The organism is Mycolicibacterium parafortuitum, from assembly GCF_010725485.1.
Lineage (GTDB): Bacteria > Actinomycetota > Actinomycetes > Mycobacteriales > Mycobacteriaceae > Mycobacterium.
In genome coordinates this window covers 2,079,834-2,094,884 of sequence record NZ_AP022598.1, presented here as the reverse complement: position 1 = coordinate 2,094,884, position 15,051 = coordinate 2,079,834, and the positions used below count along the sequence as shown (strand labels likewise).

12 protein-coding genes are annotated in these 15,051 nt (G+C 70.2%); 7 read left to right on the top strand and 5 right to left on the bottom strand.

Annotated features, from left to right (window positions below):
- Nucleotide 1: 1 nt before the first annotated feature.
- From tilS to dacB, 3 genes are read right to left on the bottom strand one after another with little or no spacing between them, the layout of a single operon-like run.
- Nucleotides 2-970, bottom strand: a complete 969-nt coding sequence (tilS, locus tag NTM_RS09935; protein ID WP_163766198.1) for a tRNA lysidine(34) synthetase TilS — start codon at nt 968-970, stop codon at nt 2-4.
- Nucleotides 949-2,019, bottom strand: a complete 1,071-nt coding sequence (locus tag NTM_RS09930) for an Rv3626c family coenzyme F420 biosynthesis-associated protein (RefSeq protein WP_435405083.1) — start codon at nt 2,017-2,019, stop codon at nt 949-951. Before NTM_RS09930 ends, tilS begins: the two co-directional genes overlap by 22 nt.
- Entirely contained in the window at nt 2,019-3,398 is a 1,380-nt protein-coding gene (dacB, locus tag NTM_RS09925; protein ID WP_163766196.1) for a D-alanyl-D-alanine carboxypeptidase/D-alanyl-D-alanine endopeptidase, read from the bottom strand. The genes NTM_RS09930 and dacB overlap by 1 nt, the downstream gene beginning before the upstream one ends.
- Before the next feature lie 119 nt (nt 3,399-3,517).
- On the opposite strand from dacB, the gene NTM_RS09920 reads away from it, so the two are divergent.
- The 3 genes from NTM_RS09920 (at nt 3,518) to alc (ending at nt 5,723) form a co-directional block, all read left to right on the top strand.
- Nucleotides 3,518-4,003, top strand: a complete 486-nt coding sequence (locus NTM_RS09920; protein ID WP_104862595.1) for an inorganic diphosphatase — start codon at nt 3,518-3,520, stop codon at nt 4,001-4,003.
- Nucleotides 4,004-4,119: 116 nt separating this feature from the next.
- Entirely contained in the window at nt 4,120-4,641 is a 522-nt protein-coding gene (locus tag NTM_RS09915) for a 2-oxo-4-hydroxy-4-carboxy-5-ureidoimidazoline decarboxylase (protein ID WP_104862596.1), read from the top strand.
- Nucleotides 4,642-4,703: 62 nt separating this feature from the next.
- Entirely contained in the window at nt 4,704-5,723 is a 1,020-nt protein-coding gene (gene alc / locus NTM_RS09910; RefSeq protein ID WP_163766195.1) for an allantoicase, read from the top strand.
- Between the two features lie 55 nt (nt 5,724-5,778).
- On the opposite strand, the gene NTM_RS09905 is transcribed toward alc, so the two are convergent.
- Nucleotides 5,779-6,189, bottom strand: coding sequence for a hypothetical protein (locus NTM_RS09905; RefSeq protein ID WP_104862598.1), 411 nt, complete (start codon nt 6,187-6,189; stop codon nt 5,779-5,781).
- Nucleotides 6,190-6,258: 69 nt separating this feature from the next.
- Complete coding sequence (locus tag NTM_RS09900) at nt 6,259-7,290, bottom strand: TerC family protein (protein ID WP_104862599.1); 1,032 nt, start codon at nt 7,288-7,290, stop codon at nt 6,259-6,261.
- A 220-nt stretch (nt 7,291-7,510) separates the two neighbouring features.
- Between NTM_RS09900 and NTM_RS09895 the strand changes: the two genes are divergently transcribed.
- From NTM_RS09895 to galE, 4 genes are read left to right on the top strand one after another with little or no spacing between them, the layout of a single operon-like run.
- Complete coding sequence (locus NTM_RS09895; RefSeq protein ID WP_163766194.1) at nt 7,511-11,458, top strand: Pls/PosA family non-ribosomal peptide synthetase; 3,948 nt, start codon at nt 7,511-7,513, stop codon at nt 11,456-11,458.
- Nucleotides 11,455-12,798 (top strand): M1 family metallopeptidase, encoded by a 1,344-nt coding sequence (locus NTM_RS09890; protein ID WP_163766193.1) that lies wholly within the window; start codon nt 11,455-11,457, stop codon nt 12,796-12,798. Before NTM_RS09895 ends, NTM_RS09890 begins: the two co-directional genes overlap by 4 nt.
- Nucleotides 12,738-14,060 (top strand): hypothetical protein, encoded by a 1,323-nt coding sequence (locus NTM_RS09885; RefSeq protein ID WP_435405125.1) that lies wholly within the window; start codon nt 12,738-12,740, stop codon nt 14,058-14,060. Before NTM_RS09890 ends, NTM_RS09885 begins: the two co-directional genes overlap by 61 nt.
- A 9-nt stretch (nt 14,061-14,069) precedes the next feature.
- Nucleotides 14,070-15,047 (top strand): UDP-glucose 4-epimerase GalE, encoded by a 978-nt coding sequence (gene galE / locus NTM_RS09880; protein WP_163766191.1) that lies wholly within the window; start codon nt 14,070-14,072, stop codon nt 15,045-15,047.
- The last annotated feature ends 4 nt before the right edge of the window (nt 15,048-15,051 follow it).

The following is a 15,051-nucleotide window of genomic DNA, read 5'->3' as shown; positions in this document are numbered from 1 at the left end:
CCTAGCGTTGCCTCGGCGCGACCGGTTCGCGGTACAGCGTCAGCGCCCCCGCGGCACGGCCGGCGAAGAGTCGTTCGCGGGCCAGCCCGCCCGCGACCGCGACGCCACCCTGCCCGCGCCAGTCGGTGATCAGCGCGTCGACCGCGCGAATCTGCTTGTCGGTCAGGTCCTGCGCACCGCCGGCGAGCAGCCAGGCCCGGATCGCGCGGCGCCGCAGCGCGTCGGGCAGCACGGCCGCCGCGGCAACGTCGAAATCCGCGCCGGGGGCGGGGACGGCGTGCGCCGCGAGCGCGTCGAGCGCGTCGGTGTCCTCCCGGAGCGCGGTCGCCGTGCGGGCCAGCGCCTCGGCGACCCCGCCGCCGAGGACGTCTTCGAGCAGCGGCAGCACCTCGGTGCGCAACCGGACCCGGGTGTAGCGCGGGTTCGCGTTGTGCGGGTCCTGCCACGGAGCGAGCCCCAACTCGGCACATGCGCGGTGGGTGGTGGCACGGCGCACGCCGAGCAGCGGCCGGCACCACGGCGGGTCGTGGGCGCGCATGCCGGCGATCGAGCGCGGCCCCGAGCCTCGGCCCAGCCCGAGCAGCACCGTCTCCGCCTGGTCGTCGAGGGTGTGGGCGAGCAGCACCGGCGCGCCGTCGCGCGCCGTGTCGAGGGCGTCATACCGTGCGGCGCGGGCCGCGGCCTCAGGACCACCCCGCGAACCCACGGTCACCGAGATGACCTGTGCGGCTTCACATCCCAGTTTCAGCGCCTGATCGTGCGCGGCGGCTGCGACGTCGGCCGAGCCGGGTTGCAGACCGTGGTCGACGATCAGTGCCCTGGTCGGGCGCAGCGCGGCGGCCACGGCGGTCAGCGCCAGCGAGTCGGGACCTCCCGACAACGCCACACACCACGGCGCCTCGGGGAGGTGACTGCGCGCGAAGGCCGTCAACGCGGCACGCAGCTCGGCTACAGCACCCGGTCGATCCATTGCTGCGGCTCGTCGATTTCCCTCGGCTGGGGCAGGGTCGTGGCGTCGGTCCAGATCGTGTTGAAGCGTTCCATGCCGACCTTGCCGACCACCTCGTCGACGAACGCCTTGCCCTTGGTGTACTGACTCATCTTCGCGTCGACTCCGAGCAGCGCCCGCAACAACCGTTGCAGCGGAGGCTGTTTGCGCTGCCTGCGCTGATCGAAACGGTTCCGGATCGTCGCGACCGACGGCACCACCGCCGGGCCGACGGCGTCCATCACGTGCTCGGCGTGGCCTTCCAACAGGGTGCCGAGCACCAGCAGCCGGTCGAGTGCGGCACGCTGCGGTTCGGACTGCACCGCGCGCAGCAGACCGAGCACGCCCGTCGAACCCATCTCGGGTTCACCGTTTTTCACCACCACCTGGCGGTCGCGCACATAGTCGGCAAGCCGGCCCACCATCTTCGGCAGGTCGTCCCCGGCATCCTCGGTCAGCACCGCCAGTGCGCTCGACATGTGTTCTGCCAGCCAGGGATTGGCCCGGAACTGCACCCGGTGGGTGACCTCGTGCAGGCACACCCACATCCGGAAGTCCTTGGGCACCACCCGGAGTTGGCGCTCGACGGCGATCACGTTCGGGTACACCAGCAACAGCTCGCCGCCGCCGGCGGAGAACGGGTCGTACTGGCCGAGGATCCCGGACGACACGAACGCCAGCACCGCCCCGGTCTGCAGCCCGGCGACCCGGCCCGCGACCACCGGCACCTTGCCCCGTGCGGCGTCGCCGCCGCCGGTCATCGCCCGCATCGACTGCGCGGCCGCCCGGATCCAGTCTGGGCGGTTGACGATTCGGGCCTCGGGAATCTCACCGCCCTCGATCAGCCCGGTCACCTCCCGGACCGGCACCTCGGACGCCCGCGCCGATTCGGCGAGCTGGTCGATCGCCTGCCTGCGGGTGTAATCGGTGGTCTTCGGCTCCTGGCGGGCCAGTTTGCCGCCGACGGTGGCGGCGAGGTCCCAATCGACGGCGTTGCCGACGCTGAACCCTGGCGTGGAGGTGGTCGTCATCATCGGCATCCGCAGGATCGAAGGGTGGCGGCGAACGCGTCCAGCGACGTCCGCCCCGTCGGGCCGGCGTTGTTGGACATCAGCGCGAAGGTCAGGACCCGTCCGCTGCGGTCGGTGACGATGCCGGCAAGGGTGTTGGTTCCGGTCAGTGACCCGGTCTTGGCCCGCAGATATCCGAGCGCCGCCTTACCCGGTTCGGTGTCGTGGTACCGGTTCGACATCGTGCCGCTGCCGCCGGCGATGGCCAGCAGGTCGACCAGGGGCCGCAGCTTCGGCGTGCCCTCCCCCGCCGCGGCCTGCACGATCTCGTCGAGCGTCTCGGCGGTGATCCGGTCGTCCACGGACAGTCCGCTGTTGTCGAACAGGCGCGCGCCGGTGGTGTCGATGCCCGCGTCGCGCAGGCTCTGCAGCACCGCGTCGGCGGCGCCGGCGAAACTCCTGGGCCGCCCCAGCGCCTCGGCGACCTCGCGGCCGATGGATTCGGCCATCACGTTGTCCGAGGAGTGCATCATCTGGCGCAGCCGCTCCATCAGCGGTGCCGACTGCACCGACGCGATCTCGGTACCGGTGACCGTGGCACGGCCCGGCGGCAGCACCGTCACCTTGTCGGGATCGACGCGCAGGGCCACGGCGAGTGCGCGGCCCGCGTCCAGCGCCGGGGTGCGTGACCGGCGCGATTCCACGCTGACCGGCTGGGTGCGCCCGGCGTCGAGCATGACCGCCTCCATCGGGGCGATGTCGCCGCCGTCGATGTCGAGGGGATCCCAGCCCGGCGCCATCGTCGGCCCGGAGTAGGCGCTGACGTCGACCTGGACGGATTTCACGTCCACCCCGCTGCGCCGCACCTGGTCGGCCAGATCCGAGATCCGCGCCGCGTCGCGGTACCAGGTCTGCTCCCCGCGGCGCGCCGCCGACAGCGTCTGGTCACCGCCGCCGACCAGCACGACGACCCCCGGCGACGTAGACACCACCCGCGTCGTCAGCCGGGCGTCGCGGTCCAGCGTCAGCAGCGCGGCCGCGGCGGTGAGCACCTTGTTCGTCGACGCGGGCTGCATCGGCACGTCGGCGCCCTGGGCCCACAGCTGCTCCCCGGTCAGCGCGTCGGTGATGCGGCCGGTGAACGTGCCGAGGTTGGGGTCGGCTGCGACCGCGCGCAGCGCGTCGGCCAGACCCGTGCGGGTGGGCATGTCGGCGGAATCGGACACCGGGACCACCCCGGGGTCGGCGGTGGCCGGAGCCGGAAGCGCCGGAATCGCGATCTGCTCGCCGGACTGCCGGTTCGCCACCAGTGCGGCCGCGGCCACGACGAGCACCACCAGCAGTAGAACGGCCGCCCCCACCGCGACATACGTCGACCGCCGCCACCTGGTGGGCCGCATAAATCTCCTGCTCTCGAACGACTGGCCAGAGCCACCCCTGTAGTGCAGCGTATCCCTCGTTTAATGTTGACCCGCGTCGTCAGCCGACGCCCCCTGTCCCAGCGCACTAGGAGCCACGCGTGCAGTTCGACGTCCTGATCGAGATCCAGAAGGGTTCCCGTAACAAGTACGAGGTGGACCACGAGAGCGGCAAGGTCAAGCTGGACCGCTACCTGTTCACGTCGTTCGGCTACCCGACGGACTACGGCTACATCGAGGACACCCTCGGCGAGGACGGCGATCCGCTGGATGCGCTGGTGCTGCTGCCCGAGCCGGTGTTCCCCGGCTGCATCGTCGAGGCGCGCCCGGTCGGCATGTTCCGGATGGAGGACGAGAAGGGCGGCGACGACAAGGTGCTGTGTGTGCTCGCCGACCCGCGCTGGGACCACATCCAGGACATCGGCGATGTGAACCAGTTCGAGCTCGACGCGATCAAGCACTTCTTCGTGCACTACAAGGACCTCGAGCCCGGCAAGTTCGTCAAGGCGGCCGACTGGGTGGGCCGCGAGGACGCCGAGGCCGAGATCAACCGCTCGATCGAGCGCTTCAAGGCCGAGGGCCACTAGCTCTCCCCCGGCGATGGCCCCTGCTCGACGCGTTGTCCCGACGTTGTCGCGCATTATTTTGCGTCGCTGTAACACGGTGTAACCCGGGTGCCGCGTGACGACTCGATCATGGCGATGTGCTGCTGCATCAGGGGATCGGGTTGGAGGCGTTCAACGCGCTGCCCACGCGGCGCGCGGTACACGCGGTGTTCGAGTGCTGCTACAGCGTGCCGCTGGCCGCCGACCTGTGCCGGGCCCGCCCGTTCGCCAGCCACGAGGACCTGTTCCGGTGCGCCGACGAGCTACTCTTCGGACTTTCCGAGGAGTCGATCGACTCGATCCTGCAGGCCTATCCGGATGTCGGCCGCCGCCCCGGCAGTGAGAAGTCGCAGGCCGAACAGTGCGCGATCGCCGACAAGCGGCCCGAGATCATGGCCGAACTGGCCTCGGCGTCGAAGGACTATCTGGACCGATTCGGGTTCGGCTTCGTCATGTACATCAACGGTTACTGCGCCGACGACGTGCTGGCCACCATGCGCGACCGCATGCACAACGAGTTCGAGACCGAACGCAAGGTGGTGCGCAACGAGCTCGCGCGGATCAACCGGACCCGGCTGGAGCGCATGCTCGGACCCGAGGGCGGTTACGACAACTGGTGACCGACAACTGATGAGCCGACCTGGAACGGACAACCGGCCCGTCCGGCAATAGGCTCGCCCGGGTGAGTACCGCGCCCGCCCAGACCCACTTCCTCTCGCTACCCGATCTCGCCGCCCGCTCCGCGGGTGGGGCCGTGCTGTGGGCCAACGACGATCTGTTCGCCGAGAAGGAGAACCTGATCAAGCCGGGGCCCGCCGAACACCGGCCCGCCACCTTCGGCCACAAGGGCCAGGTGTACGACGGCTGGGAGACCCGCAGGCGCCGCGGCGCGACGGCCGACTCGCACGACTTCGCGATCGTGCGGCTGGCGGCTCCCGCGGTCGTCCGCGGCGTCGTCGTCGACACGGCGTGGTTCACCGGGAACTACCCGCCTCAGATCGCCGTCGACGCCGCGTTCGTCCAGGGCTACCCGTCCGCCGAGGAGCTCGCCGACACGACCGAGTGGACCAGGATCGTCGACCGCCGGGATGTCAACGGCGACACCAGGAATCCGTTCGAGGTGGACTCGCCGCGGCGCTGGACGCACGTCAAGCTGTCGATCTATCCCGACGGCGGGGTGGCGCGGTTGCGGGTCCACGGCGAAGGGCTGCTGGATCCCCGTTTCACCGAGATCCCGTTGGATCTGGCGGCCCTGGAGAACGGCGGCCGGATCACCGCGTGCTCCAACATGTTCTACAGCTCACCGAACAATCTGCTGCTTCCCGGCTCGGCCCGGACCATGGGCGAGGGCTGGGAGACCTCGAGACGCCGCGATTCGGGCAACGACTGGGTGCAGGTGCACCTCGCGGGGCAGGGCGTCGTCGCGGCCGCCGAGATCGACACGTCCTACTTCGTCGGTAACGCACCCGGCGCGGCAAGGCTGCGCGGCCGCGACGGTGACGGCGAATGGTTCGACCTGCTCGAGACCACCGAACTGCGACCCGACACCCGGCACCGGGTGCTGCTGAATTCCGACCGGCCGGTCACCGAGGCGCGGCTGGACATCTATCCCGACGGCGGGCTCGCGCGGTTGCGGCTGTTCGGCCGGTTGACCGCCGACGGACTGCGCGTGGTGAACGAGCGTTGGCAGGCCAGCGCCTAGCGTCTGTGGGTCTTGTGCACGCGTAGCTCGCCGATTGCGTGCACAAGGCCCACAGTCACGACGCCCGGGGCGGCTCGCGCAGCGCTCCGAGCACATCGCGCCCGACGGTCCCGATGTCCTGGCGCGGGGAGGCCGCGATCAGGGTCACGCCGTCGGCCACCTCGGCCGAGGCGATGTCGGAGATCAGCCCCGCCAGACCGTCGACGGTGCCCGCGTAGTGCACGGTGTCCGTCTCGGCCGGGCCGAGGACCTGCTGCGCCGAGCGGAAGTCGCCCGCCACCGCGACGGTGACGTCGAGGATCACCGCGACGTCGTCGGCGCCGGCCCGGATCCTCGCCCGGACCTTGCGGGCGTGCTGCAGGTCGTGCGCCGCGACCCGGACGATGCGCTGGTCGTTGCGCTGGTCGGGATCGGTGAGCTCACTCACCGCATCGGGATCATCGGGATCAGCCAGAAAGAGCCGCACCCGGCCAAGCTAGCCAGCCGGCCGGGGTGCGGTGAAGTGTTGCGATCAGCGCGAGTGCAAAACGTCCGCTCAGCGGGAGTGGTCGTTCTGCGGATCCGCGGGAGCACCGGAATCTCCGGAGTCTCCTTCGTTCTTGCGCACATCGTGCACCCGGGTCTTGTACAGGCTGGCGGCGGTGGTGATCAGCAGGGTGACGATGATGACGCCGAGGGACAGCAGCGTCGGGATCTCGGGCACCGGCACGTTCTCACCGCCGTTGATGAACGGCACCTCGTTCTCGTGCAGCGCGTGCAGCACCAGCTTCACGCCGATGAAGAACAGGATGAACGCCAGCCCCTGCGACAGGTACACCAGCCGCTTGAGCATGTCGCCGAGCAGGAAGTACAGCTGGCGCAGACCCATCAGCGCGAACACGTTCGCGGTGAAGACCAGGTACGGCTCGCGCGTGAGCCCATAGATGGCAGGAATGGAGTCGAGCGCAAAGATCAGGTCGGTGGTGCCGAGCGCGACGATCACCAGGAACATCGGCGTCATCAACCGCTGGCCGTTCTCGTGCACCCACAGCCGCAGGCCGTCCCAGGTGTCGGTGAACTTCATCCGCTTCTGCGCGAATCGCACCACCGCGTTGTCGCCGTCGTCGTCGTGGTCGGTGTCCTTGACCAACTTGATCGCGGTGTAGAGCAGGAACGCGCCGAAGATGTAGAAGACCCACGAGAACTGCTCGATCGCGACCGCGCCGAGCGCGATGAAGATTCCGCGGAAGATCAACGCCAGGATGATGCCGACCAGCAATGCCTGCTGCTGATAGATCCTCGGCACGTTGAAGCTGGCCATGATGATCAGGAAGATGAACAGGTTGTCCACCGACAGGCTGTATTCGGTGAGCCAGCCCGCGAAGAACTCGACACCGAACTGGCTACCGTGGAAGAACCACGTCCACAAGCCGAACGCGACGGCCAGCGCGATGTAGATCGTCAACGCCGTCCCGGTTTCCCGGCGCGAGGGTTCGTGCGGCCGCCGCCCGATCACCAGGACATCGAAGAGCAGGATGCCGATCGTCACGGCGAGCGTGATGCCCCATTCGAGCCCACTGACGTTCATCTAACCTCCGGTCGTCGTTCAACGCCGGAGGTCTCTTCCACCGCCCGCCGAGGCGGTAGGCCCACAGCACCGGTCAACCGATGACGGATGACGTGATGACGACGCTGCGGCGAAGGAATACTCCCCTCCAAGCCGCCCATTGTGCCAGTCGCACAAACGACACGCGAAAGGGGAGCCTGGCGGCAAGAGCACGCCCCTGACGCTTAGTAGCTTTGTACCCGTGACGGCCGCGGATCGAACCCCTGAGATCCCCAGTCAGTACCTGCTGTCGGCGTACGCGTCGGCGCCCCGGACGCTGATCGACATCCTGCACGAGACGGCGCGGCGGTTCCCCGACGCACCCGCCATCGACGACGGAACGGTGCAGCTCACCTACGCCGAACTGTTGTCCGACATCGAGGACAGCGTCGCGTGGCTGGGGGCGCGCGGTATCGGCCGCGGGGACCGGATCGGGATCCGGATGCCGTCGGGCAGCTACGCGCTCTACGTGGCGATCCTGTCGGTGCTGGCCGCGGGCGCCGCCTACGTCCCGGTCGACGCCGACGATCCACCGGAACGCGCCGAGCTGGTGTTCACCGAGGCCGAGGTCGTCGCGATCATCACCGAACGCGGGATGGTCCGCGGCCCCGGATCCTCGCGCGGCTGGCGCGCGACGGCACCGCTGAGCCGCGACGACGCGTGGATCATCTTCACGTCCGGCTCCACCGGCACCCCGAAGGGTGTCGCGGTCACCCACCGCAACGCGGCGGCCTTCGTCGACGCCGAGGCCAAGATGTTCCTGCAGAACAATCCGCTCGGGCCGGGCGACCGCGTGCTGGCCGGGCTCTCGGTCGCGTTCGACGCCTCCTGCGAGGAGATGTGGCTGGCCTGGCGGCACGGCGCCTGCCTGGTGCCCGCGCCGCGGTCGCTGGTACGCAGCGGCATGGACCTGGGACCGTGGCTGGTCTCCCGAGACATCACCGTCGTGTCGACGGTGCCGACGCTGGCCGCGCTGTGGCCCGCCGAGGCACTGGAGTCGGTGCGGCTGCTGATCTTCGGTGGCGAGGCGTGCCCGCCGGAACTGGCCGAACGCCTCGCGGCCGGGCCCGACTCGGGCGGCCGGGAGGTGTGGAACACCTACGGCCCGACCGAGGCCACCGTGGTGGCGTGCGCGGCACGGCTGGACGGTAAATCGACGGTCAGCATCGGGCTGCCGCTGCCCGGCTGGGATCTTGCCGTCGTCGACCAGGACGGCCGCCCCGTGGGCACCGGCCAGGTCGGCGAGCTCGTCATCGGCGGCGTCGGGCTGGCCCGATACCTCGACCAGGACAAGGACTCCGAGAAGTACGCCCCGTTCCCGACGCTGGCCTGGAGCCGCGCGTACCGCAGCGGCGATCTGGTCCGGCTGGAGACCGACGGCCTGTACTTCGTGGGCCGCGCCGACGATCAGGTCAAGGTGGGTGGCCGACGTATCGAACTCGGCGAGGTGGACGCCGCGCTGGTGAGCCTGCCCGGCGTCACCGGCGGGGCCACCGCGGTGCGCCGGACCGCCGGCGGGACCCCGCTCCTGGTGGGCTACATCGCGGTGGCGCCGGGGCTGGAGCGCACCTTCGACGTCGGCGAGGCACGGGCCCGGCTGGCCGCGGAACTGCCCGCCGCGCTGGTCCCCCGGCTCGTCGTCGTCGACGAACTGCCGACCCGTACGTCGGGCAAGGTCGACCGGGATGCGTTGCCGTGGCCGGTGTCCGGAGCGGACGGGGCCGGCGACGACGGAGACACCGATCTGGGTGGCACCCTCGGCTGGCTGGCCGGTCTGTGGCGCGAGGTGCTCGCCGCCCCGGTCGACGGGCCCGAAGCCGACTTCCATGCCCTCGGCGGGGGCTCGCTGGCGGCCGCGCAACTGGTCGCCGCGCTGCGGCAGCGCTACCCGCAGGTCACCGTCGCCGATCTGTACGACCATCCCCGGCTGGGATCGCTGGCCGGTTACCTCGACGAGCTCGAGCCGCCACCCGCGACGGAAACCCGTGTCGTCAAACCGGTCTCACGGCTGACGCAGGCCGCGCAGGTCGCGCTGACGGTGCCGCTGGCCATGCTCACCGGGATGCAGTGGGTGGTGTGGCTGGCGATCGCCAACAACGTCGCGGCCGAACTGTCCCTGGTCGACTGGGTGTCGCCGATCGGCTGGTGGTGGGTGCTGGCCGGATTCCTGCTGTTCGTGACCCCGCCGGGGCGGATGAGTATCGCGGTGTTCGGGGCCCGGGTGCTGATCGGTGAGTTGCAGCCGGGCACCTACCGCCGAGGCGGGTGGGTGCATCTGCGGGTCTGGCTGGCCGAGCGGCTGGCCGCGGCCAGCGGCGCCGAGAACCTCTCGGGCGCACCGTGGCTGGTGTACTACGCCCGCGCCCTCGGCAACCGTGTCGGCACCGGGGTGGATCTGCATTCGGCGCCGCCGGTGACCGGGATGCTGACGTTGGGGCACCGCTGTTCGATCGAACCCGAGGTCGATCTGAGCGGACATTGGATCGACGGAGACCTGTTCCACGTCGGCCCGATCGCCGTCGGCAACGACGCCACCGTCGGTGCCCGGACCACCTTGTTCCCCGGCGCGGTGATCGGGAAGAACGCCGACGTGGCCCCGGGCTCCGGGGTGGTCGGCAAGGTCAAGAACGGCCAGTACTGGAAGGGTTCACCGGCGGTGAAGTCCGGTAAGGCCAAACATCCGTGGCCCGACCACCGGCCCCCGCGCGCACCGCTGTGGGTGGCGATGTACGGCATCACGTCGATGACGCTCGGGGCGCTGCCGTTGGCGGCGCTGGCCGTCGGCCTGGCCGTGATCGGGTGGGGTGTGCGCGGCACCGCGTCGGTGCAGGACGCGATCGTGCCCGCGCTGCTGTGGCTCGTGCCGGCCACCGCGGCGGCGATGCTGGTGTACGCGGCGCTCACCGTCGCCGGGGTGCGGATGCTCGGCGCCGGCCTGCACGAGGGCTACCACCCGGTGCGCAGCAGGCAGGGCTGGCAGTTGTGGGCCACCGAACGTCTGATGGACGCCGCCCGCACCTACCTGTTCCCGATCTACGCGAGCCTGCTGACCCCGTGGTGGCTGCGCCTGCTCGGCGCGAAAGTCGGCAAGAACACCGAGATCTCGACCGTGCTGCTGATCCCGAAGTTCACCGTGGTCGAGGACGGCGCATTCCTGGCCGACGACACGATGGTGGCGTCCTATGAACTCGGCGGCGGCTGGATCCACGTGGCGCGGGCCACGATCGGCAAGCGCGCGTTCCTGGGCAACTCCGGCATCACCCAGCCCGGCCGGCGGGTTCCCGACGACGGGCTGGTCGCGGTGCTGTCGGCGACCCCGCACAAGGCGAAGGCCGGGTCGTCATGGCTGGGCAGCCCGCCGGTGCGGCTCCGGCGCAAGCCCACCGCCGCCGACGCGCTGCGCACCTTCCACCCGTCCGCGCGTCTGAAAGCGTTGCGCGCCACCGTGGAGACGTTCCGCTTCGTGCCCGTCGTGGCGAGCTTCGCCGTCGGGGTCACGGTGCTGTTCGCGATCCAGGAACTGGCCGCGCGGTTCGGCTGGCTCTGGGCCGGCCTGGCCGCCGGACCGGTCCTGCTGGCCGCGGGCGCGATCGCGGGCGCGATCGCGGTGGCCGCCAAATGGCTTGTCGTCGGGCGGATCACCGCGATCGAACACCCGCTGTGGTCGTCGTTCGTCTGGCGCAACGAGGTGGCGGACACCTTCGTCGAAACCGTCGCCGCACCGTGGTTCGCGCGCGCCGCATCGGGTACGCCGGTGATGAACCTGTGGCTGCGGGGCCTGGGCGCGAAGATCGGACGCGGCGTGTGGTGTGAGACATACTGGCTTCCCGAAGCCGACCTGGTGACGCTGGAGGACGGGGCGACCGTCAACCGGGGCTGCGTCGTGCAGACCCACCTGTTCCACGACCGCATCATGCGCATGGACACGGTCGTGCTGGAGAGCGGCGCCACCCTGGGGCCGCACTGCGTCGCGTTGCCCGCAGCCCGCATCGGCGCCGCGGCGACGGTCGGGCCCGCGTCGCTGGTGATGCGCGGCGACGTGGTGCCGCCGTCGACCCGGTGGCAGGGCAACCCGATCGCGCCGTGGGATCCCGGACGCAAGAAGCGGGAGTCCTCCGACACCAAGCCCAAGAAGTCTGCGGCGGCGTGACGACCCGAAAGCGGACGGCGAAGAAATCCGCACCCGTCATCGACCCGTATCTGCCCGAGGCCGGCAACTTCGGCTACCGGGTGTCTCGCTACGAGCTCGAGCTCGGGTACAAGGTCGCGATCAACCGGCTCAGCGGTTCGGCCGGCATCACCGCGGTGACGCTGGCCGAACTCAAGACGTTCAGCCTCGACCTGTCGGCCGCGCTGGCGGTGGCCAAGGTGACCGTCAACGGCAAAAGGCCCGCCCAGTTCCGCGCGGCGGCAGGGAAACTGCACATCACGCTGTCGGACCGGCTGCCCGCCGGCGCGGCGATGACGATCGCGATCCGCTACAGCGGCACCCCACGACCCATCCGGTCGCTGTGGGGCGAGGTCGGTTTCGAGGAGCTCACCGAGGGGGCGCTGGTCGCCGGACAGCCCAACGGCGCATCGTCGTGGTTCCCGTGCGACGACCACCCCGCCGCGAAGGCCAGCTTCCGGGTGCAGATCACCACCGAGAGCCCGTATTTCGCCTTGGCCAACGGCAAGCTGCTGTCCCGGCGCCCTCGGGCGGGCATGACCACCTGGGTCTACGAGCAACCCGAGCCGACGTCGACGTATCTGATGACACTGCAGATCGGCATGTACGACCGGCACCGGATGGCCAAGAACGGCGTCGAGATGTTCGCGGTGTTGCCGTCCCGGCTGCGCGACGATTTCGACCACGACTTCGGCCGCCAACCGCAGATGATGAAGCTGTTCACCAAACTGTTCGGCCCGTACCCGCTGGCCAACGGCTACACCGTCGTGGTGACCGACGACGACCTGGAGATTCCGCTTGAGGCCCAAGGGATCTCCATCTTCGGCGCCAACCACTGCGACGGCAGCCGCCGCGCGGAGCGGTTGATCGCCCACGAGCTCGCCCACCAGTGGTTCGGCAACTCTGTCACCGTGCAGCGGTGGCGCCACATCTGGCTGCACGAGGGATTCGCCTGCTACGCCGAGTGGTTGTGGTCGGAACACTGCGGTGAGCGCAGCGCACAGGAGTGGGCGCAGCACTATCATCACCGGCTCAGGCATTCCCCGCAGGACCTCGTCCTGGCTGACCCCGGCCCGCGCGACATGTTCGACGACCGGGTCTACAAGCGCGGCGCGCTGACCCTGCACACGCTGCGCTCCCGCATCGGGGACACGAACTTCTTCGCGCTGCTCAAGGATTGGACGACGCGGTACCGGCACTCCAGCGCGGTGACCGACGATTTCGTCGGCCTCGCTTCGCAGTACTCCGACGAGTCACTGCGATCGCTGTGGGCGGCGTGGCTGTACGCGCCGGAGGTTCCGCCCCTGGACACCGGGTCGTGACCGACGCGACCGCGGGCCCCGCGGGGGCGGTGAACCGTGCCAGCGTGGTACGGGTCGCCGTGGCCACGGCGATGTCCGCGCTGTGCGGTTACGCGGTGCTCTACCTCGCCGCCCGGGATCTGGAGCCCGCCGGATTCTCCGTCTTCGGGGTGTTCTGGGGCGCGTTCGGTCTGGTCAGCGGAGCGGCGTTCGGGCTGTTGCAGGAGACCACGCGTGAGGTGCGCCACCCCGGAACCGATCCCGCCCAGACCCACCCGGCGCGGGTGGCCGCCGGCGTCGGGATTGCCGCCGCCGCGATCCTCGCAGCGACGTCGCCGCTGTGGTCGGCGCACGTGTTCGTCGACCTGCGCGTGTTGAGCGTCGCGCTGCTGTGCGGCGGGCTGGCCGGATTCTGCATCCACACCACGCTGCTCGGCGGGTTGGCCGGGATGGGCCGCTGGTCGGAGTACGGCGCGCTGATGGTCACCGACGCCGCACTGCGCGTGGTGGTCGCGGTCGCGGCGTTCGCGGCCGGCTGGGGGCTGGGTGGCTATCTGTGGGCGTCGGTCGCCGGGGCATTCAGCTGGCTGCTGTTGATGCTGGTCTCACCGGCGACCCGGGCCGCGGCCCAGATCCGGACGTCGGGCGGCACCGCGACGTTCCTGCGCGGCGCCGGGCATTCGATCGCCGCGGCGGGCGCCAGCGCCGTACTGGTGATGGGTTTCCCGGTGCTGCTGCAGGCCACCTCGCGGGACCTGGGTGCGACCGGTGGTGTGGTGATCCTCGCGGTGACGCTGACCCGGGCTCCGCTGCTGGTTCCGCTGACCGCGATGCAGGGCAACCTGATCGCGCACTTCGTCGACCAGCGTGCGCACCGGCTCAAGGCGCTGCTGGGGCCCGCGGCGCTCGTCGGTGCGCTCGGCGCAGTCGGCGTCGTGCTCGCGGGCGTGTTCGGGCCGTGGCTGCTGCGCGAGGCGTTCGGCGCCCAGTACCGCGCCGACGGGATCCTGCTGGCGTGGCTGACCGTCGCCGCGCTGGCCATCGCGCTGCTGACGCTGACCGGAGCCGCGACCGTCGCCGCCGCCCTGCACCGCGCGTACGCGGCGGGTTGGGTGATCGCGACGGTGGCCGCGACGCTGCTGTTGCTGCTGCCGCTGGACCTGGAGGTCCGTACCGTGGTGGCGCTGCTGTGCGGGCCGCTGATCGGTATCGGGGTACACCTGAGCGCGCTTGCCGGACGACGCCGCGAGGCCGCACCCACCTATGCTGCGATCGATGACTGAGGAGGCAACATGAGCTGGCTGGTGACCGGCGGGGCCGGATACATCGGTTCGCACGTGGCCCGGGCCATGCTCGACGCCGATCTGGACGTGGTCGTCATCGACGATCTGTCCACCGGTTTCGAGAGTTTCGTGCCCGCGGGCGCCCAATTCGTCAAGGGCACCCTGCTCGACGGGGCGCTGGTCGACGACACCTTGACGAGGTTCGGCGTCGACGGCGTCATCCACATCGCCGGCTACAAGTACGCCGGCGAATCGGTGAAGCGGCCGCTGCACACCTACGAGCAGAACGTGTCGGCGACGGTGGTCCTGCTGCAGGCGATGGAGGCCCGCGGCGTCGGCCAGATCGTGTTCTCCTCCAGCGCCGCGACATTCGGCACACCGGACGTGGACATCGTCGACGAATCCACGCCGACCACACCGGAGTCGCCGTACGGCGAGACCAAGCTGATCGGCGAGTGGTTGCTGCGCGACGCCGGAAGGGCCACCGGGCTGCGACACACCAGCCTGCGCTACTTCAATGTCGTCGGATCCGGGGACGTGGAACTGTTCGACGCCAGTCCGCACAACCTGTTCCCACTGGTGTTCGACATGCTGATGCGCGGTCAGACCCCCCGGATCAATGGCGATGACTATCCGACGCCGGACGGCACCTGCGTGCGCGACTACATCCACGTCAGCGATCTGGCCCTGGCCCATGTGGCGGCCGCGCGCCGGCTCGCCGACGGGCTGCCCGTCGAACCGGTGTACAACCTCGGCAGCGGGGCGGGCACCTCGGTGCGCGAGATCATGACGGCGATGCGGGACGTGACCGGAATCGATTTCGAGCCCGAGGTCATGCCGCGGCGACCGGGCGACCCGGCACGCATCGTCGCGGCGGGTGAGCTCGCGGCGCGCGACCTGGGCTGGCACAACCGGCATTCGGTGCAGGAGATGGTCGCGTCCGCGTGGCGCGCCCGCCGGCACGCCGGAGACGCATATCCCCGGTAGTTCT